25 protein-coding genes and 2 pseudogenes are annotated in these 26,477 nt (G+C 46.3%); 5 read left to right on the forward strand and 22 right to left on the reverse strand.

The features are described from left to right. Nucleotides 1-122: 122 nt before the first annotated feature. From ACHZA1_RS12870 to ACHZA1_RS12880, 3 genes are all read right to left on the reverse strand, one after another. On the reverse strand, nt 123-854 hold the full coding sequence (locus ACHZA1_RS12870; protein ID WP_320052276.1) for an MIP/aquaporin family protein: 732 nt from the start codon (nt 852-854) through the stop codon (nt 123-125). Between the two features lie 105 nt (nt 855-959). Then, nucleotides 960-2,474, reverse strand: coding sequence for a glycerol kinase GlpK (gene glpK, locus ACHZA1_RS12875; RefSeq protein WP_320052277.1), 1,515 nt, complete (start codon nt 2,472-2,474; stop codon nt 960-962). Nucleotides 2,475-2,504: 30 nt separating this feature from the next. Continuing rightward, complete coding sequence (locus ACHZA1_RS12880) at nt 2,505-4,070, reverse strand: glycerol-3-phosphate dehydrogenase/oxidase (protein WP_320052278.1); 1,566 nt, start codon at nt 4,068-4,070, stop codon at nt 2,505-2,507. Nucleotides 4,071-4,288: 218 nt separating this feature from the next. Between ACHZA1_RS12880 and ACHZA1_RS12885 the strand changes: the two genes are divergently transcribed. Further along, on the forward strand, nt 4,289-5,050 hold the full coding sequence (locus tag ACHZA1_RS12885) for a DeoR/GlpR family DNA-binding transcription regulator (protein WP_320052279.1): 762 nt from the start codon (nt 4,289-4,291) through the stop codon (nt 5,048-5,050). A 118-nt stretch (nt 5,051-5,168) separates the two neighbouring features. On the opposite strand, the gene ACHZA1_RS12890 is transcribed toward ACHZA1_RS12885, so the two are convergent. From ACHZA1_RS12890 to ACHZA1_RS12900, 3 genes are all read right to left on the reverse strand, one after another. Further along, the gene (locus ACHZA1_RS12890; RefSeq protein WP_320052280.1) at nt 5,169-5,867 is read right to left on the reverse strand and encodes an LrgB family protein; all 699 of its coding nucleotides are present in this window, start codon (nt 5,865-5,867) and stop codon (nt 5,169-5,171) included. Then, on the reverse strand, nt 5,855-6,196 hold the full coding sequence (locus ACHZA1_RS12895) for a CidA/LrgA family protein (RefSeq protein ID WP_320052281.1): 342 nt from the start codon (nt 6,194-6,196) through the stop codon (nt 5,855-5,857). Before ACHZA1_RS12895 ends, ACHZA1_RS12890 begins: the two co-directional genes overlap by 13 nt. A 212-nt stretch (nt 6,197-6,408) precedes the next feature. Beyond that, the gene (locus tag ACHZA1_RS12900) at nt 6,409-7,041 is read right to left on the reverse strand and encodes a cytochrome b/b6 domain-containing protein (protein ID WP_320052282.1); all 633 of its coding nucleotides are present in this window, start codon (nt 7,039-7,041) and stop codon (nt 6,409-6,411) included. A gap of 201 nt (nt 7,042-7,242) precedes the next feature. Between ACHZA1_RS12900 and ACHZA1_RS12905 the strand changes: the two genes are divergently transcribed. Beyond that, on the forward strand, nt 7,243-7,632 hold the full coding sequence (locus ACHZA1_RS12905) for a cyclic-phosphate processing receiver domain-containing protein (RefSeq protein ID WP_320052283.1): 390 nt from the start codon (nt 7,243-7,245) through the stop codon (nt 7,630-7,632). Between the two features lie 137 nt (nt 7,633-7,769). Here the strand turns inward: ACHZA1_RS12905 and ACHZA1_RS12910 are convergent. After that, nucleotides 7,770-8,594, reverse strand: a pseudogene (locus tag ACHZA1_RS12910) (formylglycine-generating enzyme family protein); the annotation flags it as partial. A 291-nt stretch (nt 8,595-8,885) separates the two neighbouring features. Between ACHZA1_RS12910 and ACHZA1_RS12915 the strand changes: the two are divergent. After that, a complete protein-coding gene (locus ACHZA1_RS12915; protein WP_320052284.1) occupies nt 8,886-9,068 on the forward strand; it encodes a 4Fe-4S binding protein in 183 nt (60 codons plus the stop codon). A gap of 160 nt (nt 9,069-9,228) precedes the next feature. Here the strand turns inward: ACHZA1_RS12915 and ACHZA1_RS12920 are convergent, their stop codons facing one another. Then, entirely contained in the window at nt 9,229-10,443 is a 1,215-nt protein-coding gene (locus tag ACHZA1_RS12920) for a glycoside hydrolase family 27 protein (RefSeq protein WP_320052285.1), read from the reverse strand. 363 nt (nt 10,444-10,806) lie between these two features. Here ACHZA1_RS12920 and ACHZA1_RS12925 point away from each other — a divergent pair. Continuing rightward, nucleotides 10,807-11,160: pseudogene (locus tag ACHZA1_RS12925) on the forward strand (methionine-R-sulfoxide reductase); the annotation flags it as partial. Between the two features lie 101 nt (nt 11,161-11,261). Here the strand turns inward: ACHZA1_RS12925 and ACHZA1_RS12930 are convergent. From ACHZA1_RS12930 to ACHZA1_RS12975, 10 genes are all read right to left on the reverse strand, one after another. Further along, nucleotides 11,262-13,220 (reverse strand): sulfatase-like hydrolase/transferase, encoded by a 1,959-nt coding sequence (locus tag ACHZA1_RS12930; RefSeq protein ID WP_320052286.1) that lies wholly within the window; start codon nt 13,218-13,220, stop codon nt 11,262-11,264. Between the two features lie 341 nt (nt 13,221-13,561). Beyond that, entirely contained in the window at nt 13,562-14,005 is a 444-nt protein-coding gene (locus tag ACHZA1_RS12935) for a hypothetical protein (protein ID WP_320052287.1), read from the reverse strand. Nucleotides 14,006-14,261: 256 nt separating this feature from the next. Continuing rightward, entirely contained in the window at nt 14,262-14,585 is a 324-nt protein-coding gene (locus ACHZA1_RS12940; protein ID WP_320052288.1) for a helix-turn-helix transcriptional regulator, read from the reverse strand. A 3-nt stretch (nt 14,586-14,588) separates the two neighbouring features. Next, complete coding sequence (locus ACHZA1_RS12945; protein ID WP_320052289.1) at nt 14,589-14,966, reverse strand: type II toxin-antitoxin system RelE/ParE family toxin; 378 nt, start codon at nt 14,964-14,966, stop codon at nt 14,589-14,591. A 569-nt stretch (nt 14,967-15,535) separates the two neighbouring features. Further along, the gene (locus ACHZA1_RS12950) at nt 15,536-16,057 is read right to left on the reverse strand and encodes a hypothetical protein (protein WP_320052290.1); all 522 of its coding nucleotides are present in this window, start codon (nt 16,055-16,057) and stop codon (nt 15,536-15,538) included. A gap of 227 nt (nt 16,058-16,284) precedes the next feature. Further along, complete coding sequence (locus ACHZA1_RS12955) at nt 16,285-16,917, reverse strand: porin family protein (protein WP_320052291.1); 633 nt, start codon at nt 16,915-16,917, stop codon at nt 16,285-16,287. 505 nt (nt 16,918-17,422) lie between these two features. Then, complete coding sequence (locus ACHZA1_RS12960) at nt 17,423-17,935, reverse strand: hypothetical protein (RefSeq protein ID WP_320052292.1); 513 nt, start codon at nt 17,933-17,935, stop codon at nt 17,423-17,425. Nucleotides 17,936-17,971: 36 nt separating this feature from the next. Continuing rightward, entirely contained in the window at nt 17,972-18,184 is a 213-nt protein-coding gene (locus ACHZA1_RS12965) for a hypothetical protein (RefSeq protein ID WP_320052293.1), read from the reverse strand. 174 nt (nt 18,185-18,358) lie between these two features. Further along, nucleotides 18,359-19,153, reverse strand: a complete 795-nt coding sequence (locus tag ACHZA1_RS12970) for a hypothetical protein (protein ID WP_320052294.1) — start codon at nt 19,151-19,153, stop codon at nt 18,359-18,361. Nucleotides 19,154-19,642: 489 nt separating this feature from the next. Continuing rightward, nucleotides 19,643-19,924 carry a hypothetical protein gene (locus tag ACHZA1_RS12975; RefSeq protein ID WP_320052295.1) on the reverse strand — a complete coding sequence of 94 codons (282 nt, stop codon included), beginning with the start codon at nt 19,922-19,924 and terminating at the stop codon, nt 19,643-19,645. A gap of 365 nt (nt 19,925-20,289) precedes the next feature. Between ACHZA1_RS12975 and ACHZA1_RS12980 the strand changes: the two genes are divergently transcribed. Continuing rightward, nucleotides 20,290-21,036: a hypothetical protein gene (locus ACHZA1_RS12980; RefSeq protein WP_320052296.1), complete on the forward strand. Its 747-nt coding sequence runs from the start codon at nt 20,290-20,292 to the stop codon at nt 21,034-21,036. A 717-nt stretch (nt 21,037-21,753) separates the two neighbouring features. On the opposite strand, the gene lpdA is transcribed toward ACHZA1_RS12980, so the two are convergent. The 4 genes from lpdA to ACHZA1_RS13000 form a co-directional block, all read right to left on the reverse strand. Continuing rightward, nucleotides 21,754-23,145 (reverse strand): dihydrolipoyl dehydrogenase, encoded by a 1,392-nt coding sequence (gene lpdA / locus ACHZA1_RS12985; RefSeq protein ID WP_320052297.1) that lies wholly within the window; start codon nt 23,143-23,145, stop codon nt 21,754-21,756. A 769-nt stretch (nt 23,146-23,914) separates the two neighbouring features. Then, complete coding sequence (locus ACHZA1_RS12990; RefSeq protein ID WP_320052298.1) at nt 23,915-24,742, reverse strand: metal ABC transporter permease; 828 nt, start codon at nt 24,740-24,742, stop codon at nt 23,915-23,917. Beyond that, a complete protein-coding gene (locus tag ACHZA1_RS12995) occupies nt 24,742-25,500 on the reverse strand; it encodes an ABC transporter ATP-binding protein (RefSeq protein ID WP_320052299.1) in 759 nt (252 codons plus the stop codon). Before ACHZA1_RS12995 ends, ACHZA1_RS12990 begins: the two co-directional genes overlap by 1 nt. After that, on the reverse strand, nt 25,497-26,402 hold the full coding sequence (locus ACHZA1_RS13000) for a metal ABC transporter solute-binding protein, Zn/Mn family (RefSeq protein WP_320052300.1): 906 nt from the start codon (nt 26,400-26,402) through the stop codon (nt 25,497-25,499). The genes ACHZA1_RS12995 and ACHZA1_RS13000 overlap by 4 nt, the downstream gene beginning before the upstream one ends. Nucleotides 26,403-26,477: the final 75 nt, after the last annotated feature.

Below are 26,477 nucleotides of genomic sequence, written 5' to 3' on the forward strand. Positions count from 1 at the left end.
TTGTCGTGTGAAAATCTGCATTCAAAAGCCGAGGTCTTTGGTGGATGGTGGTAAAATGTCGGTTTATTAGACCTGACAGGTTTTCAAAACCTGTCAGGTTTACCCACCCATTATATTGTTCGCTATACCAAGAACAGGTATAAAGCTGCTGCTAGCGTTCCACCTGTAATAGGCGCAATAACAGGAATCCAAGAGTATGCCCAATCGCTACCTCCCTTATTCTTCATAGGAAGGATGGCGTGCATGATACGTGGGCCAAGGTCGCGCGCTGGGTTGATGGCGTAGCCGGTAGTTCCACCTAGCGAAAGGCCAATTACCCAAACCAGGAATGCTACAGGAATAGCACCTAGCGAGCCTAAACCGATTGTTGTACCAGTGGCATCCTGAATCTTAGCATCCGTGAAGAATAGGATGACAAACAGCAGCGCAAATGTTCCGATAACCTCGCAGATGAAGTTGAGCGGATAGTTGCGGATGGCAGGACCCGTGCTGAATACGGCTAGCTTGGTTGCCTTATCTTCCGTTTGGTTGAAGTGATCGTTGTAGGATAGCCATATCAGGAAGGCACCAGTAGCGGCACCTAGCATTTGTGCTCCGATGTAAGCTGGTACACTTGCCCATGCAAACTTGCCGGCGATGGCTAGGGAGATAGTTACGGCAGGGTTGAGGTGGGCTCCGCTATAGGGACCGGCAACGGTAACGCCGATAAATACGCCCAATGCCCATCCTGTGGTTATTACAATCCAGCCACTTCCATTGCCTTTTGTTCCCTTTAGGATGACGTTGGCAACTACTCCACAACCCATTAAAATAAGGAGCATGGTGCCTAAGAATTCTGCGGTAAATGCGTTCATGTTCTCGAAATTAAAAAGTTAGATTTGAAAGGGATTGCAGCCCTTTTTTAGGTGTTGTTTATCGGGCTGCAATCCTATAATTATAAATACTCAGCAAGCACTCTGCTATTCTTCGTTCTGGTCAATCCAGCTCTGAGCGCGCTCAACGGCCTTGTGCCACTGCTTAAGGTACTTCTCTACGCGAGTCTTTTCCATTTTGGGCTCGAATACCTTATCGATAGACCACTGCTTTTGCAGGTCGTCGGTGCTATTCCAGAAGCCGACTGCAAGACCAGCCAAGTAGGCTGCTCCAAGTGCGGTTGTTTCTAGTACTTTCGGACGGATAACCTTGCCTTTAAAGATGTCTGCTTGGAACTGCATTAGGAAGTTGTTGGCAACAGCGCCACCATCAACGCGTAGCTCGTGCGATTTTTTGCCCGAGTCGTGCTCCATAGCCTCTAGTACATCGTAAACTTGGAAGTCAATAGCCTCTAGCGCTGCGCGTACCATGTGCTCGCGCGAGGTGCCGCGGGTGATGCCCACCATGGTTCCGCGGGCGTACTGATCCCAGTAGGGAGCGCCAAGTCCGGTAAGTGCAGGAACAAAGTATACGCCTCCGTTATCCTCTACGCTGGTAGCCATTGCCTCTGTTTCCGAAGCGTTTTTGATGAGTTTTGCACCGTCGCGAAGCCACTGGATGGCTGCACCACCTACGAATACGCTACCTTCGAGGGCGTAGGTGGTTTGTCCGTTAATCTTCCATGCAACGGTGGTGAGTAGGTTGTTTTTCGATTTTACAGGGGTGCTTCCGGTGTTCATCATCAGGAAGCAGCCGGTTCCGTAGGTGTTCTTTGCCATACCTTCGTGTAGGCAAAGCTGTCCGAAAAGAGCTGCCTGCTGGTCGCCGGCAATACCTGCAATAGGAATATGTGTTGCAAAAAGGGTGGTTGCTGTCTCGCAGTACACCTCGCTACACGACTTAACCTCGGGTAACATGCTTTCTGGAATGGTAAACAGCTCCATCAGCTCCTTATCCCACTGCATCGTGTTGATGTTGAATAGCAGGGTCCGGCTAGCGTTGGTTACGTCGGTTAGGTGCTCCTTACCTTGGGTGAATTTCCATATCAGCCAGCTGTCCACCGTGCCGAAGCAGAGCTTGCCCTTTTCGGCTCTCGAGCGTGCTCCGTCGATGTTGTCGAGAATCCACTTAACCTTAGTGGCAGAAAAGTAGGCATCAAGAACTAGCCCCGTTTTTTCCTGGATCTTCGCAGCTAAGCCTTGCTCTTTTAGCTCGTCGCAGTACTTTGCGGTACGTCTATCCTGCCAGACAATCGCATTATATATAGGTAGCCCGGTTTCGCGGTCCCATACAATGGTAGTTTCACGTTGGTTGGTAATACCAATTGCCGCGATGTCGGTACCATTAAGTCCTGCCTTAGCGATAGCTTCGGCTGCAACCGATGCCTGGGTGTACCAAATCTCGTTTGGGTCGTGCTCAACCCAGCCAGGTTTGGGGAAGATTTGCTCAAAAGGCTTTTGCGATACTGCCTTAATTTCGCCCGAATGTTCGAAAATAATTGCCCTGGAACTGGTTGTACCTTGGTCTAGGGCTAAGATGTACTTTTCTGTTGTCTTGCTCATGGTTAAGTGCGTTTTATATATTGGTTGTTACTATCTCACAATAAACCCATTTGCTAGTTTTGTGTATGCAATTACTTGCTCGTCAATCCACTGCTGGTCTTTACCCAGCTCCTTTGCCATGATTTGTGCAACCTTAGGCGCCATCTCGATGCTTAGCTTTGCGTTGAGGAAGAGAACTCTAACCCTACGGGCAAGAACATCTTCTACAGTGCGTGCCATTTCGCTGCGTACCGCCCAAACAACTTCCGATGCACGATACTCGTGGTTAGGATGGAGCTTTTCAGCGAATTCGGGATTTTGTTTTTCCAAATCGAGGATCTGATCCATATCCGAGCCGTATACGTACATGTGGTTGTTAAGGTCGGGGTTTGGTCGGTATCCATGTATCTTAAACTTCGTGGTGACGCATTTGTTTGCTATCAATCCTACATTTTTGATGGCGGTGTCTACAGCATCTTCTGCCATCTTTCTAAAGGTAGTCCATTTACCTCCGGTGATGGTAATCAGACCGCTATCAGATACAATAACCTTATGGCTACGCGAAATTTCTTTGGTATTCTTTCCTTCACCCTTTGGTGCAGCAAGCGGACGAAGCCCTGCGAATATAGAAAGAACATCTTTGCGTGTAGGCTTCTTGGTCAAATACCTTCCAGCTGTATTGAGGATGAACTCGATTTCCTGCTCAAGGGCTTGAGGTTCTAGTTCTGGCTTTTCGCGAAGGGTGTCGGTTGTTCCAACTACCACTTGGTTATGCCAAGGTACGGCAAAGAGTACGCGACCGTCGTCGGTCTTTGGGATCATCAGCGCGTAGTCGCTTTGTAGGAACGATCTGTCTAGTACAAGGTGTACGCCTTGACTTGGGCGAACCATATCTTTAGCCTCAGGGGTGTCCATCTGCATGATTGAATCTACGAATACCCCGGTTGCATTAACAACGCTTTTCGCCTTTACCGTATGGTTTCGATTGCTTTCGAGATCCTTCACCTCAACGCCGGAGATTTTTCCGTTGGCGTCCTTTGTCAATCCGGTTGCCTTTACGTAGTTTACAACGCATCCGCTGTTCTCTACGCACGATTGAGCCACATTGATGGCAAGGCGAGAGTCGTCAAACTGTCCGTCGTGGTAGATTACGCCGCCATAAAGGCTGCTTTGCTTAAGGAGAGGCAGATTTTTTATCGCCTTCTTTTTCCCGATATGAACCGATCTTCCAAGGCTTAATCTTCCTGCAAGAATATCGTAAAGCGTAAGTCCAATAGTGTAGAATGCACCTTCCCACCAACGATAGTTTGGAATGATGAACGATTGATTCTTAACGAGGTGAGGGGCGTTCTTGAGTAGAAGTCCACGTTCGTGCAATGCCTCAAGAACCAGCGCAACATCGCCCTGAGCCAGGTATCGTACACCTCCGTGTACTAGCTTGGTGCTTCGGCTTGATGTTCCCTTTGTAAAGTCAGCTTGTTCTATTAGTAAAACTTTTAATCCTCGGAGTGCTGCATCGAGCGCAGTACCTAGGCCTGTTGCTCCTCCACCGATTACTACTATGTCCCAAACAATGCTGGCATCCTCCATTTTATGGATCTGTTCTTCTCTTCTCATGGTTGCTTTATTTTTGTTTCTCCTTTTTGTTGTGTTCCGAATTGGTTTCGAACTTGTGCTTTAGACCTTACGTAAAGTTTCGACTACAGTTGCAAATGAAAGAATAAAAAATGAAAAACAAAACAAAACGAAAGAAAAGATCGTAAAAAGAGATAAAGATTTTTTTTGAAAAGGAAAGTGTTATATTTGATGTGCTGAGAAAAAAGTAATCTGTTTGTATGAAAATCACTGATCGACATAAGTTTATTCTTGATAAGGTGCTTAAGGAAGGAACGGTTTCGGTTGTAGACTTAAGTGAAGAACTGAAAGTTTCGGCTGTAACTATTCGAAAGGATTTGAAATTCTTGGAGGAGAAGAAGCTTTTGTTTCGTGCTCATGGCAGTGCAAGCCACTTCGATCCTTACGTAAACGATAGTCCTGTTAATATAAAGGAGCGCATTCATGTAGATGAAAAGCGGCAAATCGCTCAGAAGGCTGTAGAGTTCATTAAGCCAGAAGATTCGATTATTATAGCTTCGGGCACTACGGTGCTAGAGGTTGCTCGTGCTATCGATCCTTACACAAAGCTTACGGTGCTTACTGCAGCGCTGAATGTTGCAGAATCGCTGCTGGGGCATAAGGATTTGGAAATTGTGATGCTTGGTGGTGTGGTGCGAAAGAGCTCCTTCTCTGCCGTGGGGCCTTATGCCGAAAAGATGCTTAACGACTTTGCCTGCAATAAGCTTTTCTTGGGAGTTGATGGTATCGATTTAGAATTTGGTTTGACTACCACCAATATGCTTGAGGCTCACCTTAATCAAAAGATGATAAAAGCTGCTCAACGAATAATCGTGGTTGCCGACTCATCGAAGTTCGGGCGCAAAGGGTTTGGCAAGATTTGCGACATCGACGCTGTTGATATCATTATTACCGATAGCGGCATTAGTTCTGCTTTTGTCAAGAAGATTGAGGAGGCCGGCGTTAAATTGATTGTCGCTTAGAGGAGCGGCGTGCCGTGGTTTGAATGTTGATGGGCCAAATTTTCAAACGTTGATTAGCAAGGGGAATCTCGTAAGGTTGTGTCAATAGATTCCTGCGTTATGGTCTAAAATCTTAAAGTTACATTATCATCCTCATAATTGGGACAAGCAGCGCTGTAGCTGCGCCCATTAGTCCAATGGCAAGCCCGCTGATGGCTCCTTCTATGGCACCCAGCTCCATTGCGCGGGCGGTTCCCATTCCATGAGCAGCGGCTCCAAGAGCCAATCCTCGCGCAATCTTGCTAGATATACCCATCTTATCGAGTACAAATGGTCCTACGATTCCTCCAAATATGCCAACGGCAACAACAATTACAGCGGTTAGTGCAGGTAATCCTCCAAACTTTTCGGAGATGCTCATGGCAATTGGCGTAGTAACCGATTTGGGCTGGAGCGTTGCCACGAGGGCTTTGTTTGCGCCCATCGCATACAATACTGCGGTAACGCTGGCAATACCTACTATAGCCCCAACAAAAATTGATGTAAGGATAGAAAACAGATTTCCTTTAATATGGGTAACCTGATCGTATAGGGTAACTCCGAGGGCAACAACGGTGGGCCCTAGCATAAAGTTGACGATGTCGGAGCCTTTTTCGAAGGTCTTGTACTCAACTCCAAATATCTTCAGAATAACTATAATCAGCAGTATGCTGGTAAGTAGCGGATGGAGTAGGCTTATCTTGGTTTTGCGGAATAGCCATAAGCTAAAGGTGTAAATTCCGAGCACAAAACCAAGTACAAAGGCCTGCGAGGCGAATAACTCTTTTACAGTTTCCATTTCTCCATCTTTTGTTGAATCCAACCTACAGTAATAATAACCAGCACGGTGCTAATAATGCTCGATAGCAAAATCGAAGCCCAGTATTCCTCTAAAATGGCAGTTGCCGTAACAATTCCAACTCCTGCTGGCAGGAAAAACAGCGACATGTTTTGAGTTAATGTATTGGCTGTTGGACGGATTTTATCTGCTTTTACGATTTTAAGGAGCAATGAGGCAAAAAGGAGAAGCATTCCAATCACACTTCCAGGAATAAAGCCATCGATCATGCTGCTAATCAAATTTCCTATCGTTAGGTATAGGAAGATGATGAATAGGCCGTAAATCATGCTTTTGAGATGTTTAGGGGCAAAGGTAGCCCCCTTTTAAAAATCTTGGCATGCTGATTTGTAGTGATTAACAATAAAAGGGTTTATTAAGGCTTCCCTTTTTTGAATACGCTAAACCGAAACACAAGGAAGTTATTCTTTATTATATGTTACCCTTTACGATAAGAATTACAGCAAAATCTTGATTCTTGTGTCTTGATACTCGTGTCTCCTTATAGGCTAAGCACGTAAACCAACACAGATATGGTTGCTACACCTGCAATAACGGCAGATGCTCTTTGCCACAGGTTTAGGTTGGCATTTATTCCGGGAAGCCTTTTTGTCCCAGAGAACATTGAAAATATTGTTTTGGCGTTCTTTTCCGTGTAGAAGCTTGTGGCTAGACCGATAATATGCGTTCCAACTAGAATCATTAGTATCGTTATAAAGGTCTCATGCAGTTCGAGGTGACCTTCGAAGTTGGAGAAGCGGGCTGGTCCAAAGAAATCGGTATCATCAGACAGCGCTGTGAGCAGACCTGTTGCTGCTACGCAAATACCTGTAAGGATAATAAGCAGCATAATGGTAGCTGCTGCAGGATTATGCCCCGTATAGAGGTGTTCTTCAGCTTTGATGTTCTTTATAAAGTGAATTACCTTTTTGGGTGAGATGGGAAAGTCCTTAAATCGGGAGTAGCGAGGACCTGTAATGCCCCAAATCAACCGAAAGAGTAGGAGCGTGCCTATGCTCAGCCCAATTGCAGCATGGGTTTGGGTGTAATCGCTTAGAAGGTATGCCAGCACGCAGCCTGCTGCTAAGTACCAGTGGAATATTCGGGTGGGTAATGTCCAAACATTTGTTTTCATAGGTTTGCTAGTTTTGTCGACCACCAAATTAACTGAATTATGTAATTAATCAAGCACGATGTTGCGATGTTTTTTGGAGATCATCATAATGAAAGATAAAATGTTGCTATTACGAGACTCTATACAAATACTAGTGCTACTTTTGCAATTCTTAAAGCGTATAGCATTGAACATCTCTTATCAGAAACCATAGGCTGCAGAATGAAAACATACAAAGTTCTTTTAGATGACTACCGCGATCCCGAAGATCTCTACTACTACAACCACGACGAGGTTTACCTCGAGCAAGGTTGGTTGGTGGTTCGCAGCTTCGAAGAGTTTACCGCTAACATTAGCGGATACTACCATCGTGGAGCATTTCCCAGCCTGGTATCATTCGATGGCGCCATCTCTACGCTGCACCTAAGCCGTGATGTTGGGCGAGATTTAGAAACCTATGTTGAGAAAAGTACGGTTGATTGCGCTGAATGGCTCGCAGAGTATGTGGCTAAGAACCATCTCGAAATGCCAGAGGTGAAAATCCATGCATCAAGCGGCGAAATCTCCCAAAGCATCTTCGAGGTAGTAAAAGCCGTTAAGGGAGAATTGTAGCAAACATAGAAGGAACCTGAAATCACTTTCTGTCCCTTCTTTTTGGATTCATTTCCTATTTTTTCAGACAAGGGGAAAACGACTCGGAAGCCGATATCATCGCCACTGCCGCTTGGGCTGCGATAGTCGCGGCGTGCACTTCGGCTGTAAGTCGCCGAAAAGATCCAGCTGCTTCCGCGGAGAACCTTCGACGCTAGCGCTGTTGCCTCCGCTGGCCCTGTAGGGTCTATTTGTTCGGCAATGCCGTAGGATTTGTACCAATCTCCACACCACTCCCATACGTTACCATGCATGTCGTACAACCCCCACCTATTGGGCGGATAGCTGCCTACTGGCTGCGGACTTTTGGTGTAGGATGCGGTGGTATTCGTATTAGAGCAGGAGTCGTAAGGGTACTTGCAGTCGTAGTTGGCCTGCGTACTGCTTAGGCAGTAGCCCGTGCTAAATGGTGTAGAGGTTCCTGCACGGCAGGCATATTCCCATTCGGCTTCGGTTGGTAGCCTTCCCCCTACATAGGTGGCGAATTCGGCTGCGCCGTACCATGATACAAATACCACGGGATGATTTTCGAAGCCAGCGGCTGGTACCCATTGATCGTTTATATAGTGTAGCCCCCAATCCTGAATGCCCGAGCTCGTGCATATTAGCGTTTGCGTTGGGTAGGAGCCCGCAGCATACTTTCCATCGCGGCCAACTCCTTTCGTATTTAGGAATTTGGCGAATGCAGCGTTGGTTATCTCATGCTGACTCATCTTAAAAGCGCTCACGGTTACCTGGTGCTTTGCCTCATTTTCGTAGCATCCCTTCTCATTTTTTGTGCAGCCCATGGTAAAAGTACCTGCAGATATGGTTGTCGTTTGTATGTGGATACGTTTGGTGCAACCGCTTGTAAGCAGTATGCCTATCAGCAAAGCTGCAACAAGTGTGACTCTACTTTTTTCAATCTTCGTCATGAAAATCATCTTTTTCTATATTGATTACTTCCTATTTGTGAGGAGGTTCTTGTTTACAGGTGATTGTCTGTTGTCTGTTGGTTGTGCATTGCTTTAGGGGGCGTTAAGGTAGCATTATTGCTGCTATGCTACGAGAAACACCTGCCTTTTTATCTTCTATATGTATTTGTAAAGTAAGCAGCCTGTTTGCACGCTGCGTTGATGCATATCAGCTCGCCGATGGGCGAACAACAGCATCAAAATATCTTTCCACTATTCGTATTGCGTTAGCTTTGCCGCATAAACCAAAAAGATGATCACATGGCTTTAACAGTTAGCAAAAGCAGATGCCCGCAGAACCACCGATGTCCCCTTATCCCAACCTGCCCGGTTGGCGCTATATCGCAGAATGGCTATGGGCTTCCGGTTATCGACGAAGCAAAATGTATTGAATGCGGCAAGTGCATCCGCCATTGCGGGATGGGCGCCGTGCATAAGCAGTAGCCTTACAAGCATTGTTCAAAATAAAAGCGTAGGCTAAGCAGCCTACGCTTTTATATCATGCTCGTTTCGCCTTCTCAATTATTGCTTAGGAGCAGTTCGGCTCCGGTAATATACTTTTAATGGCTCTTCGGCTACCAGGGAGGATGCAAAAGAAGGTATACTACTTCTTTTTAATTGGCGTCAATCGGAGTAGGACTACATCATGTCCAGGAACGACAGCCTTTAGCTTGCTCTTTGTAGTCCCTGCTGGTTTCTTCGCCCACAAATCTTTTAGCTGGTAGATTACCTTGTCGAGGCTGGCGCTGGTGTTCGATAGGGTATCCACCACCGCTTGGGTCTTCCAGTCGAATTCAACGTTGGCGGCGTTCTTCCCTCTGTTGAGGAAGCAGATGGCCCAATCGCCACCCTTAAGAGGTTTGCACCAAACCTGAATGCTGTCCTTTGTCGAATGCTTAAATGCGGCAATGCCTAACGAATCTTGGCTTACGGCAATCACCTCCTTGTTGGTAAGGATTTCTTGCGTTTGTGCCGAGGCGTTACGCAAGTCGTGTCCCATAATAAGGGGTGATGCTACCATGCACCACATGGTAAAGTGGGCACGGTCTTCGTTGGCCGGCATGCCGTTGCCAACCTCGAGCATATCTAGGTCGTTCCAGTGGCCAGGAGCGGCATACTGCCTTAGCGGTTCTGACATGTCGAGGATCTGCATTGTTCCCCAGCACTTGTAGGTTCCGTGATCCTGAATACCATCAAAGCAGTTGAAGATATCGCCTGTGGTGCGCCACATGTGGGCTATGTTGGAGGCCCAAAGCCAGGGCTTGTTGGTACCCCACTCGCACATGCTAAAGAGGATAGGGTGTCCGGCAGCAGCAAGCGCCTTGCTCATGGTGGTATATGCCCCCTTCGAGTTCACGTTCTCGGTGAAGCACCAGTCGTACTTTAGGTAGTCTACACCCCATTGCGCATAGGTAATGGCATCCTGGTACTCGTGCCCAAGGCTGCCGGGTTTCCCTCCGCAGGTTTGCGTTCCGGCATCGGAGTAGATGCCAAACTTTAGCCCCTTGGAGTGAACGTAGTCTGCTAGCGCCTTTATTCCCGAAGGGAATCGGGTAGGATCGGGGTGAATAAATCCAAGGCTATCGCGTTGGCCGTGCCAGCAATCATCGATAACAATGTACTCGTAGCCGGCTGCCTTATAGCCGTTGGCTACCATAGCGTCAGCAATCTCGCGGATTAGTTTCTCGTCGATGTTGCAGGCAAACTTATTCCAGCTGTTCCAGCCCATTGGAGGCGTTTTGGCTAGGTTGGCAAACTTTTGCGCGTAGCCGCTGCCCACTGCAATTGCTAGGGCTAGCATTAGTACGATTTTTTTCATTACATGTGTGTTGAAGAATACGTGTTGCATGGCTATTGCCCATGCCTTATCCCTTCAAATATATAGCGCGATTGGCTAAATATGTCGCTTTTAGAGAATAGTACAACGAATGGATGTAATAGTACATATTTGATGGCAGAGCTCAGCACCCTTACCCTGATGGCCACTAGAGAGGAGGTTCCAACCGCGAGGGGTGCGTCCTAGTTGATGTTAACTTTTGCAGCGAGCTAATCTTTTTGGTGTAACTGCTGTTTATTCGCAAAACCCAATACCATGAAATGGCTATTGACTATTGCATTGGCGCTACTAGCAGTAGGTACCAATGCTCAAACAGGGAAAGCAGTCCACAAAAATACCAAGAAGATGGAACTAAAGAAGTTAACACCCGAGGAAGAGGCAGTAATCGTTCGCAAGGCAACCGAACGCCCCTTTACCGGCAAGTACGATAACTTCTACGAAAAGGGAACCTACGTGTGCAAGCGCTGCGGTGCGCCCCTCTACCGTTCGGAGAGCAAGTTTGATGCGGGCTGCGGATGGCCCGCCTTCGACGGCGAGATTAAGGGTGCCGTTAAGCGAATCCCCGATGCCGATGGTATGCGTGTCGAAATTATATGTGCCCATTGTGGAGCCCACCTTGGGCACGTATTCGAGGGCGAAGGGTTTACCAAAACCAACACCCGCCACTGCGTAAACTCCATCTCTATGGAGTTTATCCCCGATAGGAAGTAGTGAGTTTGTTTGCCAATTGTGGAAGATGCGATCTAATTCCGTAAAAAAAGCAAAGCGCAACCCTAGGGCTGCGCTTTTATTCTGGTTCGCTATAAGTTTGTCTTTGCTGTCGGTTTATTGATTTCTGTAAATAGGCTTTGAAAGTAGCATTTAAGCATTGCCCTTCGAGCCCGTGCTACATCTTGTGCTTGTTTCGATGTCAGTAGATTACCTCCAAGTGTCTGTTTCTCGTTAATGCTGTAGTATTGTTCTCTTGGTTTTCTTGCATCGAAGAGATTTTGGCCGAGGGCAAAGTACTTTGCCTTGCTAAGCACAAGGGGGGCAAGCGTTGGGATTATATCGTAGTGCGATCCCATTTTTGCCGTATCGATTTGCACCTGCTTTTTTAGCGCAGGAGGGAGGTATATATATAGCGGCACCGAATTCTCGTACAGGTCGGAGCCTGGCTTGTTGTAGGGCAAGATCATTCGAATGTTATGGTCGCCGGTTATAACTACGATGGTGTTGGCGGCCAACGGCGAACTTTTTATCCACGTCATAAAATCGCCCAATGCTTTGTTGGAGTACTGGTATCCCTTAAGGTACTCCTTCACCAAACTCTCTTCGCCTTGGTATAGCGCCATATCCTTGGGTGTAAGGTTTAGTGGAGGTAGCGGATATCCCTGAGGAAACTCAAATGGCGTGTGGCTGGTAGAGGTTAAGCACAGAAAAAAGTTGGGCTTACGCTGTTTCTTAAGCTTATCGAAAACGCACCGAAGCATTTCGTGGTCGTATATTCCCCATGTGTTATTGTATGTTGCCTTGGGGTAGTCGTGCAGTATTTCGTACTTCCCTAATGCGCGCTTAAACTTTAGGTTGGGGAGCACCTCAAAAAGGTTTCTCCACGATAGCTCTATTCCCGAAATGAACTCCGTATTATACCCGTTCTCGTTGAAGGGTTCGGCAATCGATGTTGGTAGCTGCGTATAGCGATACTTCGAGGTGAATAGCGGTTGGTAGGGGGTGTTGGTGGTTATTGTCTCTAGCGTGTTGATGGTGCCGTTGGCCGCCGATTGGAAGTGGCGGAACAGGATATCCTCCTTCAAATGCTTCTCCATGGAGCATAACAGATTTGCGTGCTGACTGCTATAGTCCATAAGTTTGTTACTCCAGCTCTCCACAACAATAAATACCACGTTGTACTTACGGGCATTAGCGGTCGGCGGTGTTACCTTGTAAATCCACTCCTCCAGTGGCTTTTTTGCCGCTTCCTGCACCGGGATGTTGTAGTAGGTGGCTATTGCCTCGTTGATGTTGCTAAATCCCTCCTCTTTCAGGATTGTCTGGGGCTGTCCTAGCTCAAACTGTTTTCCTTCTTCGCTGAAAGCCTTTTTCAGCATAAACACGCCGTTGGGTACGCAATCGTTTACCTCGCGGTTTTCCGATATGTATATATCCTCCGAGCGTAACGGGAATGTGGTTACAGACCCCCTAATGGCAATTGGCAGGAGAATAAAGTACCCGATAACAAAGGCTATGATGCGCTTGGCGTTCGGGTGGGTTGGTCGGCTTAGTATCTTGTCCGACCAGTACTTTAGTCCTATAAAGATGGCTGAAATGCATCCCAAAAACAGAAGCACCGGATGCTCCTTCCATATGCTTTTGGTTAGCACCAAGGGGCTCTCCTTAAAGAAGTCGAACAGTACAAGGCTGTAGTGCGTCTTAAAGTTGAGGTAGTACTGCTGGTCGAGCATCAGAATTAGCGATACCAGCGTATATACGATAACGATATACCATTTTAGGATGGAGATAAAGGTGTTGGGCACCTTATCGTTCTTCGAGACCAGCAGCCAAATCATAAGTAGCGATATGGGCGTGAAGATGTAGGCCAGAACCTGAGCATCGAATCGAATGGCGTTTAGCAGCAGGCGCCATGTTACCTCCATGTTACTCGCTATGGCCGAGTAATCGCCGAATCGAAGCATAAACAGAATTCTGAATAGGAAAAAGATAAGAAACCCTACCACCACAAACCGGAATACACACCGGTAGTAACCAACTTTATTCATATAGATTGCTAGCCTTACAAATTTTTCTTAGGAGGACCGAATGTTGCGGCGGAGGTACAAGTTTGATGGACCAAAAGAGGAATCTTAGCCAGTTTGCTATATCCCCTCATTCAAGTTAATGCAAATGGCTAAGGGGGCAACAGCCACCTGTACATTTTACCTACAATTACAATGTCATCCCAAATCTGCTTGCAAAGGTACTTTTTTAAGTCTTTCGTTTGCCTGTTGCTGGATAAGGAGTAGAAATTTTGACCTTTAGATATTTGATTAAGCGAAAAAGCAACACTAAACGAAAAGCGCAACCCTAGGGCTGCGCTTCTATATTGATAGGCATGCTATTTCTACCAGTTCATTACCACCCTAAACCTGCTGCTTGGAGGTACAATGGAGGTTTTGAAATCGCTGTACTGCACGTACACCCTTATAGAGCCTGGCGTAAAGTCGAAGTCGTATGTCTCCGTCCATAGGGCATTCCCTTCGGCCTTGTGGGTAACGTAGGGTAGTGGAGCTTGTACGTTGTCGTTGGTAAATTTGTATACAAATACATTTCCTTTGTTGGCAATAAACGATGTGAGCTCTGGGATAGCCAAGTCGGCATAGTAATACGAGCCATTCCCATCTACGTTTCCGCTAAGCGTCCATTTGTTTACGGTCCATTCCGACACATCCCAGCTGGTTCCTTCGCCGGGAGCACCGGTTGGACCATCAGGTCCCATTGGCCCCATTGGCCCTTCGCATCCTAGGAGTAGGAACGCGGCTACAAGTAACGGTAGAAATCTTTTCATAGTATTCGGTTTGTTTGAGATTTGCTATGGCTTAAAAGCCGGTGGTATTATCAGTGCTACAGCAGATGGTAGCTCTTTTAACCACAAACAAAAGTAGCAAAAAAGTAAAGCGCAGCTACTGGTGGTCGCTGTGCTTTAGCATTGGCTAGCTTACAGCTTGAGTTGAGCCTCCACTCGGTCGTATACGCCTTCGACTATTGGGGTTTTGACTGTTTTTGCAGTAGGCTGAGATCTTGCTTGCAGAAGACCTTTCTTTTTACGATACTGCAATCTTCGATTCATCATCGATCTCTATCTGCAGCTTAACCTTTGCCTTTAATGCTTTAAAAACTTTGGTTATTGTTGCAACCGTTGCGCTGCTGGCTCCATTTTCCAGCTTCGAGATTTGTGCCTTCTGTACGCCAATAAGTTTCCCCAGCTGCTCCTGCGTGAGATTCCTTTCCAGTCTCATCTTCTTGAGCTTTTCACCAAGAATCTCCATGCTAAGCTCAAACTCGTATTGCTCTCTTTCGGGGGTGCCGGCTTCACCAACGTACTTATCCTCCAATTCTTCTAGGGTGGTGTACTTCTTCTTTTCCATGGATTATTGCTTTTTTCTGTTTTTGCGCTCTTCCTCTAGCCTCTTCTCCTTAAAGTATGCCTTCTTAATTTGTTCGGCCTTTAGTATTGCTTCCTTCGGTGTTTTGTTGGATTTCTTGGCTATACCATGGGTGCTTACTATCAGGCTTTCCTTTTCGCCTTTGGTATCCCAAAATGCGAACAGCCTGTAAAATTTACCGCTTTCGTCGATGCGAAACTCGTAGATCCCATCGCTGTCCTTCAGTTTAGTAAACCATTGGCCAATTAACCTTTCCTTCGTTTTTCGAATTGCCTGAAAGAACTTGCGCCTCGATTTCTCGTCTAGCCTATCCACGAAACGTTCCGCTTGCGGTAGGAAAATGGCTTCAATCGGTTTCTCCATAGGTTAAACTGGTTATGTGCGAATAGGTTTCCAAATATAGAAACCTGTTTCGTAAAAATCAAGAAAAACAAAGCATTCGATTTGCATGGATTTCATGTGAAAGTAATTGTCTTTTTAGTGGTCACATGCAACTCGCATCGCAGTCTTTCATCAACTTTGCTGAATTACTGCATTCATGCTCGTTTCACTTTTTGGATATGCTAAACGTTGAATTCACCCCTAAATCCCCTAAAGGGGACTTCGCGCAGCTCAACCATCATGGGGAATTTCGAACTCCTATTCGGCTTCTGGTTACGATACGTGCTGCGCTGTAGCCCCCTTTAGGGGGTTGGGGGTGAATACGGATGAGTTTACCTGCAGCTCCTAAAAAAAGAGAAATCTCTGATCCGGCTTGCTGCTAAGACACTATTTCCTTCAACAATGCTCAAAGCTTTGCTGATTCTTGTGCTACAACTCTACGATTAGCAGGTAGCAAAAAAGTGAAGCGCACCCCCTTGGGCTGCGCTTCATTATTGCTTGTCTATATGCTTGCGGTTTACTGTGGGGTAAGTCCATGAAGGCTCCACCTGCTATTTCCCCCCTTTGGTCAGAAATCCGGCAATTGTCCGCGAGTAGCAGATGGCAAGGAAGGCAACTACCACCTTTACCCCTAGCGCCACTACGGCATCCCAATCGTTAGCCATCCAAGGCATCCCCATGGGCTTAGGCGTTGCCAGGTATTTGAGCTTAACCCCCAAGTCGGGTAGAAACCAAACGATAACCACCAGCCCCATTAGGGTTAGGGCAATCTCGTAGATGGTGCGCTTTTCGGTCGATAGCTTTGCGCTTTCCTCGTAGTCGGCAGTGCTGCAGATGTGCTTGGCTACCGCCCTTGTTCTAAAAACAAATAGGTAGCTAACCAGGGCTACTATGGCTAGGTTAAGCACGCTGATCCAGAATATGCCAGTCTGTGCGGGAGTGTCCATCATTTCGCTGCTCTTTGTAAGGATTACAAGGTAGCTAAGCACCTCACGTGTAAGGTCGATGGCTTTAAAGAGCAGGTAAATGCCAAATAGCTTTACCCCTAGCTCGTAAACGTCTGCTTTTCTCATAGTGTAAGTTTTCTATTTATTATGAATACTTGTTGTTGTCGGTAGCTTTGTGTTGAGGTTTTGCCTAAGCCCTCAGCTTTGCGTAAGCACCCTTTTCCTCTGCTAAGCGTAGGCGGAGCCTACGCTTTTGTTTACTGCGGCCTCCGCCCATTCTTGTATCAGGACATAGGCCTTGGTTGTAGGAGCGGAGCAAGGACTCACCACTCGCCGAGGTTAGCCCATCTTTTCTATAAGGAATACTTAAGACCTACAAGCAACCCTACCGAGTTTGTCTTAAGGCTGTTGTCCGCAATGTTGCATAGTCCCAAGTTCTCCACACCCCCAACGTCGAGTATTAACCTTTTATAGATAGGGATTAAAGCTCCAACCCCCACCGTCAAGCCTCCATCGATTCGCTTAAAGTCGCTGTTCGTAGCTAGTGGCTGAACATCTTCACCATCCCAATCCTCCGAGTACTTTAGCAGGTATCCCACAAAAAGGCCTCCGTTGATGTACCCTTTGATTTTTCCACCTGTCTGAAATGAAGCTTTAATGGGAAGTACGAGGTAGTCGAAGTTGAAGCGCTGATCGTTGGTTGCTACTTTATTTCCTTCGTCATCCATATACGAGATATCTTTCATTTTTCTACCCTTCCTCTCAAAACCAAGTCCTGTGCTAATCGCAAGATGCGGAAGAATGCTGTAGCTGGCGGTGATCCCGCTTCCGAAGCCCATTTGGCTTGTAAAGATGCCGTTAGGATCGCTACCGCGCATTGATGTGATGGTGGTGGTTGATTCTACCCCAACGGTTAGCTTCGACGATTGCCCTAAGGCCGAAATGGTAAATGCCAGCATTAGCGGAACGATTATGAATCTTTTCATTTTGTAGGTAATATATTTTTAGGAGGTGCAAATGTAGGTAATCCTATGCAAAGCTTTAGCCCCAACCGAACGTAAAAACGCATCCAAAGCTTTGCTAAGTGTTAGGCTCCGCCTCCGCTTTTGCTTTCTACGGTCTCCAGCCTTTTTTATATTAGGACTGATGCCTTGGCCGAAGGAGCGGAGCGAGGGCGCTCATAGCCGTCAGGCTAAGGTTTAATGACTCCTCCGGAGTCGTGATTCCATGATGATCCACCTATCTACAAACCTTTAATGCCTCTGGCATTATGCTTTCGTTCGAAAAATCCCAGAGGGATTTAAGGTTTGTAGATCGAAGCTTGGCAACCATACCGACCCGATACGGGTCGTACTAGAGCATACAATACTGCTAGCAGAATCTTTTTCTTCTTGGGCTGACGGCTATGAGGCTCCGCCTCCGCTTTTGTTTTCTGCCGCCTCCGCCCATTCTTGTATCAGGCCAGAGGACATGGTTGTAGGAGCGAGGTGCTTACTTATAAATCTCTGCATTTACCCCTTTACTTTGCAGCATCTCTATGGTGTTTCGCATTAAAAATAACTTTGCTTTTGATTCTATTTCCACCTGATAGCGCCTTCCATTGATGTCTATGTAGTTGTTTATTCCATCCTTTGTTCTTAGTGCACCAACACCAACATAAGCCCCACTATAGCTATCGCCTTTTGTCTCATTATGGTAAAATGCAAGCTGGGTAATGTCTGAATATGCTATTGTTTCGCTAGTACCATTTGCAGGAATTATAGTAGTCAAGTAGCTAGTGTGAAACTCTACGCTGCCAATTACGCTAAACGGCTTTACAACGTAAATGGTGTATAGCCAGATTAAAAGGAAAAGAAATGAAGTAGAATTAAAAACATTAGTATAAAAGCTGGATTCAATATTCAATACAACCGATAAAATAATTGGCGCTATCGTTAGTACAAAAAATGCCATCCTAATGGTAATGATCTTCCTATTGGGTGTAACAATGCTCAGCTTCGTCATCAGGTCTCCTTTTATCGTTGGTTACTTCAACCTCTATTACTTGTGGTGCCTCTGCCTATACGATGAAAACCAAACGGACGCCAGCATCGGAAGGTATATCAGCAGCATTTTTACCCCCGCCTTTGCGGCCTCGCTAAAGCTCCCCTCTCGGCCAAGCAGGTAGCAGAAATTCATTACCATCAACCCTATTAGTAGTAGAATCCATATTCTCGCCTTTACCCATTCGAAGGCGCTTGTGCTTTTTCTCATGGCGGTGTGTGTAATTGTTAATGCTTACGTTTTGCTGCGGACTAAGACCTCTATTTAAGTTCGGCGGAATTGTAAATTCCGCCGAGCCTCGTGCTTATATGCTACGACTAGCGGAGGGCCAAACAGAATTTTTAATTTGTATTTTAGCATAGCAGAATTCTTAGTAGACGCAGATTAAAACCACTTATTTGCCAGATTGTAAATTTTATTCAGTTTTTTAATTGAGATATCATCATGGCTTTTCATTCTAAAGTTGATAATTGGACTAATCGTATCGTTGCTAACCCTATTCTTATTTTTGTTTTTTTTAAACAGTCTATTCTGCTCATCTATCAAGTATGTTAACATATTAAAAAGCGCTGATGTTACTTTGAGTTCTTTTTTATCCGCAGTAAGGATAATGGTGCCATCTGGTGCTTCTTTTATGAATTTTAGCACTCTAATATATGCGTGGTAGTAGTTAGACTTTAATCTGTCAATCTCTTCCTTGTTACTACTTTCGTTATCCACCTTTGTTTCTATCGGAGTAAAGTCTAATATATTATCTTCTTCTTCAATACATGAACTCTTGAGCCAACCGCAATGCCATATTAATAATAGAGTAATGATTAATATTGGAGTAAATATTAAAATTGAATTTATTACAAAATAATTTGAATTTAAGACGTAGTTTACACTAAAAGTATTGAATATTTGAAATAGTGACACTGTATGTACAATACATGTTATTAAATATATTGAGGCAGATATCTGTCCAATTGCAATATTTATTTTGGAAGGAGAGTATGCTCCTCCATTCATGGAAAACAGAGATGAGTTAACGTCTGCCCTATCTTTTTCTTTTACCATATCATAGCCTTGAAATGCTGCATAAGGCTTTGCTCTATTTTCAATATTTCTATAATCCATTTCAAATGCATATATAGTTTTCTCATATCTCTCGTACCATGCTTTAGAACCTTTTGCCATTGCTATCCATAAGCATGAAAATAGAATTCAAATAATAGATAAAAAAAAGGCCGAGGTATGTAATAATATGAGACTCTTTGAATCTTGAACTTGTGATGAATTTTTTATAGCATTAATTATTACTATATTCGTTTCTTGTTTATTTACTATTGCTGAAATTAGAAATCCATATCCAGTATAACATAACACTAAAAGTGTAGTTAAAAATATAGATCGTTGCCATAATGATGTAAGTTCAAAATCTCTACATTTCCATAGTGTTTGATGAATATCTTTGATATCTATTTTGCTAGATTGTTTTGGAGATGGTAAATTTTTAGGCATTCTAACTGTGTTTATTGTTTTCTTGCAAACTTCGATTTATACTTATTCATTAGGGCTCTGCTTAACTCACAATAAGGGCTTGATGAGGATTAGCAAAGCATAGTTTCATTTAATATAGTGATTATATATTGCGGTTAGCACCGCAGAAACCACAGACAAATAAGTTTATTTGATTTTACTTAAAAATGATCTTCTAAATATTGTTTTTGTAGCGTCGCTATACTGTGTGGTGTGTATCTCAAATAATTCATCAAATAATTCTTTATTTTCAAAACGCAATTCCCCAAATTCTAATTCTTTTATGCCAAGTGTACTCCATATTTCTTTTAGGGATGTTCCTAGGTACACTCTGTTGGGAATTTGTTCTGATATTTCAATGATTTTATCAATTCTTGAGATAATTTCTTCGGGTGTAGATTCTATCTTTCTAATTTTTAATTTAGTCATGTTTTTGATTTCGTGTTTCTAGTTAAAAATGAAAACTCCTTGCTAGGGGTAAACTCTGCTAGCCTTAGTTTTAAACCTTTTCAAGGCTAGGCGAAGTCTGCAACTTCGTCTTTACTAAAAAGCGGTCTTCTGACCGCAACTAGCAGAAACCGCCCCCAAATATACCCACTTTCCCCCACCATTAGCACCCATAAGCTTAAAAAAAGTTCAGCCTAAAACACCTTTATACGCTACCAGAGGCATATACCAGAAAAAAAACTTATTGTGCAGCTAAAAAAAGTTGTGCAATTCTTTGGTTGTGTTAATTAAAACTTCTAGTTTTAGGCCGTTTCAGACCAAATGCTAAACTTTAAAAAATAATTATTATGGCAAGCACCTCCGAAACAGGCCACGCCAAGAACGTGGATAACTTCAGCAGCTTAATCGATGGAATTGCCTCTTTTGGCGCTACGTACAACCCCTCGAATCCTTCAACCATTCTTGCCGCGCTAAAGGCCAAGAAGGAGTCGGCCCGTACATCCATCAACGCCGTTAACACCGCTTCCATTCAGTACGCCAACGCTACCAATAAGCGCGAGACGGCCTTCGTACCCTTCAACTCAACGATAACCCGCGGGCTCAACTCCCTTCGCGCCTCGCCATCGGACGACAACACCGATGCTGCCGTAGCTACCATTGCCCGAAAGATACTGAACACCCGTGCGCCCAAAGGGTCTACCAGCAAGGAGGCTCCTGCGCCTGCCGCTGGACCTGCCGTTAAGGTCAAGAAGGTGTCCACATCGCAGCGCAGCTACGATAGCCAGGTCGATAACTTCGACCGCTTCGTGGAGGCGCTGGCCAACATCCCCGAGTATAAGCCCAACGAGCCCGAGCTAAAGGTGGAGGCCCTAAAGGCCTATGCTGCCGAGCTCCGTAAGGTTAACGACGAGTGCAACACCACCAGCTACGCCCTCGATGCCGCACGTGCCAACCGCAACGCCGAGCTCTACACCACCAGCACCGGGCTGGTTGATGTGGCCCTAAGCGCTAAGGCCTACGTTAAGTCGCTCTTCGGTGCTACCAGCGCAGAGTTCAAGCGTATCTCCTCGCTCGAGTTTCGCACCGTAAAATGATCGTGAATTTGTTTACTCATTGCCCGTCCTTATAGAAGCATACGCTTCATGTTTTAGAGCGGAGGTTACCTAAAACGTAGCCTTCGCTTCGTTTTTAAGCACATTGGCTCCGTCGCTTTACACATTGGCTCCGTTGCTTTACACAATCACACCTGCGACTTACACATCGGCACCTGCGGCTTACACAATCGCACCTGCGACTTGCACAATCGGACCTGTGGTTTACACAATCACACCTGCGGCTTACACATTCACACCTGTGGTTTACACATTGGCACCTGCGACTTACACATCGGCACCTGCGACTTGCACATCGGCACCTGCGACTTACACAATCAGACCTGCGGCTTACACAATCGCTCCTGCGCTTTACACATTTGCTCCTGCGCCGAGCTTCTTCTCTTCGTATCCATTATTACCCTTATCCACTTTCTGCCCCTTCGCGCCTAAAAAAACATCTAACGTCTAATATCTAATCTCTCAACACTTGCATCTAAAAACGAAGGGCCCCGAGAAAAAATCTCCGTGCCCTTTGTGCCATCCTCCGTGCCCTTTGTGGTAAAAGAGAATCTAATATCTAACGTCTAACATCTAATATCTCAACACTTGCATCTAAAAAGGAAGGGCCCCGAGAAAAAATCTCAGCGCCCTTCGTGTTATCCTTAGCGTCCTTTGTGGTAAAAAGGCGTCTAAAATCTAATATCTAACATCTAACGTCTAGATGTGAATCACCTCACCGTAGGCTGCCGCAGCCGCCTCCATGATAGCCTCGCTCATGGTAGGGTGGGGGTGGATCGCCTTGATAATCTGGTGACCGGTAGCCCCCAGGTTTTGGGCCAGCACCATCTCGGCCACCATCTCGGTAACGTTGGCACCGATCAGGTGGGCGCCCAGCAGCTTGCCATCCTTGGCATCGAAGATCACCTTCACGAAGCCATCCCTAGCGCCGGCAGCTGTCGCCTTGCCCGAAGCCGTAAATGGGAACTTGCCCACCTTCACCTCGTATCCAGCCTCGATGGCCTTCTTTTCGGATAGTCCCACCGATGCCACCTCGGGCGTGGTGTAGGTACATCCGGGGATGATGCTATAGTCAATCGCATGCACGTCCAAGCCGGCAATCTTCTCCACGCAGCAGATACCCTCGGCCGATGCCACGTGGGCAAGGGCTGGTCCGGCCACGATATCGCCAATGGCGTACACGTCCTCGATGTTGGTGCGGTAGAACTCGTCCACCACCACCTTGCCGCGCTCGTTGGCCACGCCTACCTCCTCAAGGCCCAAGCCTTCGAGGTTGGTGGCAATACCCACTGCCGATAGAACGATGTCGGCCTCAACGGTCTCTTCGCCCTTCTTTGTTTTGATGATCACCGAGCACCGCTCGCCGGTAGTATCCACCGAAAGCACCTCGCTGTTGGTCATCACCTTGATGCCCGCCTTTTTGAACGAGCGCTCGAGCTGCTTCGACACCTCCTCATCCTCCAATGGAACTACGTTAGGAAGGAACTCCACCAGCGTCACCTTTGTTCCGATGGCGTTGTAGAAGTAGGCGAACTCGCTACCAATGGCGCCCGAACCTACCACCACCATCGACTCTGGCTGCTTGGCAAGCGTCATCGCCTGACGGTATCCGATGATCTTCTCGCCATCGATGGGCAGGTTCGCAAGCTCGCGGCTGCGTGCGCCCGTTGCCAGGATGATGTGGTTAGCCTCAACCTTGGTTACGGTGCCATCGGCTGCGGTAACCTCTACCTGGTGTGGGGCAACCAGCTTGCCGAAGCCCTCTATCACCTCAACCTTATTCTTTTTGAAAAGGAACTGAATGCCCTTGCTCATGCTGTCGGCCACGCCACGACTGCGGGCTACGATTGCCGCAAAGTCGGGTTTGATGGCACCCTCAACCACCACGCCGTACTCGGCTGCGTGTTGGGCGTACTCGTACACCGATGCGCTCTTAAGCAGCGCCTTGGTTGGGATACATCCCCAGTTTAGGCAGATGCCACCAAGTTCGGCACGTTCAACAACGGCCACCTTCATGCCCAGCTGGCTCGCGCGGATGGCTGCCACATAGCCTCCAGGACCGCTACCTATAACTATCAGGTCAAAATTCATGTCGTTAGTTCTATTTAGTGTTAAGTGTTTCTTCTACTAAGAGACGTTAGATATTAGACTTTAGATGTTAGAAGAGGTTCGAAGGTTTGTGTTTAGAATATCTTTCACTTGAACTTTCTTTTTTCGCTAAAATTCATAAATATCGTTTGCCTTTCTTGCTTCTACTTTATCCTCCCGCTTTGGCGGGAGGGCAGGGGGTGGGTAATAGTTACTTCAATTAACCTACCACCTTTATCTCCGTGGGATAAATCCCAGTTGTTTCTCTCCTGATATAACTCACAAACCAACCTACGGTATATAAACATTAATTCGTTAAACCACCTTATTCCGTAAATACCGTGGCCTTGGCCATACCATCTTCGTCGTGGGTTCTGTTCGAAGCGGACGAAGCATCCACAGCACTTCGTAAAGTTCAAAGTCTCAATGCGCGTGCAAACCATTATCATGGTAAAACACCCTACGCCGAAGTCTGCAAGTTAAGGCACGATAGGCTTTTCTTTGTTTCGTTTCTTTTGGACACAAAAGAAATGAAAGTAAATATATCCTATCCCTATACCTCTGTGTTAGGCGAAGGCTTCAAGCCCATTGCCGTCAAGCTAAGGTCTAATTCAAAAGTACAAACGCCCAATTGCAGCACGTTATCCTCCCGCTTAGGCGGGAGGTAGGGGTGGGTAATGGTCACAACCAATATCCTCTCCAACCTTTATTCCTGCGGGATAAATCACACGGGAATTTATAGATGTCGCCCCTTCAGGGCTTTATCTATTCACTACTCCCTTCTCACCTTCTTCAAAAACTCCACCCCCTTACACGCCAGCCAAATCACCGACTGTGCAAGTATGATAGCCGCCCCCGAAGGCAAGTTCACCTCAAAGCTGACGTACAGCCCCACCAGCATCCCCACAAATCCAAGCACAATGGAGGCAACCATTATGCGCTTAAAATCTTTATAGAAGATGTTGGCCGTAACAACAGGAATGGTAAGGAGCGCAATCAGCAGGATAATCCCCACCACCCGAATGCACATCACGATGGTAACCGATATCAGGATCATCATCATGTAGTTTACCAGCTTCACCGAAGCATTTTGCGATATGGCAAACTCCTTGTCGAAGGCTATATATAGGATAGTTCGAAGTCCCAGAATAAAGAGAAGCAGCAGCACCACATCGAGGGCCAGCATCACCCCAAGGTCAACCTTGGTAACGCCTAGCAGACCTCCGAAGAGGAAGCTCATCAGGTTAGGTGCGTAGCCTGGCGTCATCGAAACAAATATTACCCCGATGGCCGTTCCCAATGCCCAGAGGATGCCAATGGCCGAATCCTCGCGCATCTTGGTTTTATCTGCAAAGAACTCAATCCCCATTGCCGAAAGCACCGAGAATACAAACGCTCCGAAGATGGGGTTCAACCCTAGGTAGTAGGCAATCCCAATCCCCCCAAACGACGAGTGGGTGATACCTCCGCTGAGGAACACCAGCCGCTTTGCTACGATATAGGTGCCAACAATCCCGCAGGCGATGCTCACCAGCAGTCCGGCGATAAAGGCGTTCTGCAGGAATTGGTACTCGAATATGTCGTTTACAAACTCTACCATTACTTCTTATTATGATTTTCGAGAACGGTATGCGGAATATGCCCGTGCGTGATAAGCTGTATCGGACAGTTATAGTTGTCCAGTTGCTCCTGGCTGATGATGTTCGATGGGTGGAGGTGTAGCCCTCTGTTTACACAGGCAATCGACTTTACGTACTGGCTCACCGTCCCAAGGTCGTGCGTAACGATTACGATGGCCATCTGCTCGTTTAGCTTCGTGAGCAGCTCGTAGAGTTCCCCCTCAAACTTGTTATCCACGTAGGTGTTTGGCTCGTCGAGGATCAGCAGCTTCGGCTTCGATATCAGCGCACGGCTAAGAAACGCCCGCTGCATCTGTCCGCCCGATAGCTCGCCAATTACCTTTTTTCGGAGATGCTCGATGCCAGTTCTCTCCATCAGCTCGCGTGCAAGCGCCTTATCCTCCTTGGTGTATTGGGTAAAGATGCCCTTCCTAGACATGATGCCCGAAAGCACCACCTCCTGAACGGTTATAGGAAATTTCTTATCGATGTTATTTACCTGTGGAAGATACCCGATGAAGTCGCGCTTGCCATCGGTCGATCCATGTAGCGCTATCTTGCCAGAAAATGGAGGGAGGATACCCAAGATTACCTTAAGCAGCGTAGTCTTTCCGCCTCCATTCGGACCGATGATGCCGATGTAGTCCTGCTCGTTAATAGTCAGGTTAACGTGCTCGATGGCAGCAACGCCGTCGTATCCGGTGGTAATATCGGTTAGCTCAACCAGCTTTTCACTCATTGGTTGGCGGAATAAAGTGCGTTAATTATATGGTTTGTGCTTTCAAGCCAATCGTACGCAAAGGTATTTATTGGTTCGATAGTAGCGCCAACTTCTCCGGCAAAACTTTTGATTAGGCTTAGGTCGAACTCCTTTTGCACGAATATCGTTTTGATGCCAACCTCTTTTGCCTGCGATACAAGTCGCTTCATGTAGTCGGCGGCAGGTTCCTTGCCATCCTGTTCGATGGATATCTGCTCCAGTCCGTAGTCGCGTGCAAAGTAGCTTAGCGCCGGATGGTAGATGATAAACTTCTTAATCTTTAGGTTAGCCAGTTTGCTTTTTGCTATGGCATCGATGCTGTCTATTGATGCAACAAGGCTTTTAAAGTTCTTTTCGTAGCTTGATTTATTCTTCGGATTCAGTGTAACCAGCTCGTTAAGCGTTGCCGTTGCCATTACCTTGTAGTTGGCAGGCGATAGCCAGATGTGAGGGTCCATCCCTCCATGATGATGTTCATGCTCCTCGCACTCCTCATGGCTGCATGAGCCTTCAACCATTTTGACACCTTCCGATAGGTTGGCGTACTTCAGCTCAGGGTTGTTTGCTTTAATGTTGTTAAGCCATTTCTGCTCAAACTCCAGCTCGCTAATGCCAAGGTATAGCTTCGACTTTGCCACATCCTTCATTTGCGATGGCGTAGGCTCGTAGGTTTCCTGGCATGCTCCCGTTGCCACCATCACGTTTACATCAAACTCATTTCCCGAAATTCGATCAACCAAATATTTAATGGGAGGAATGCTTACGGTAATTGTCTTCCTATTGCTTTCGGTTGACTTGCTGCTGCACGCGGTAAATCCCCCAATCAGCACAATTGCAGCCAGTACAGCAGTAGCCTTCCTAAATTCTTTTCTATAGTTCATCTCTTTGCCTAAGTTCTTTAATCTGTCAATATACAGTTGTATCGATAAAATGTTCACTCTTTAGCTTCGTCCAAA

The organism is uncultured Acetobacteroides sp. (assembly GCF_963667355.2).
Taxonomy (GTDB): domain Bacteria; phylum Bacteroidota; class Bacteroidia; order Bacteroidales; family ZOR0009; genus Acetobacteroides.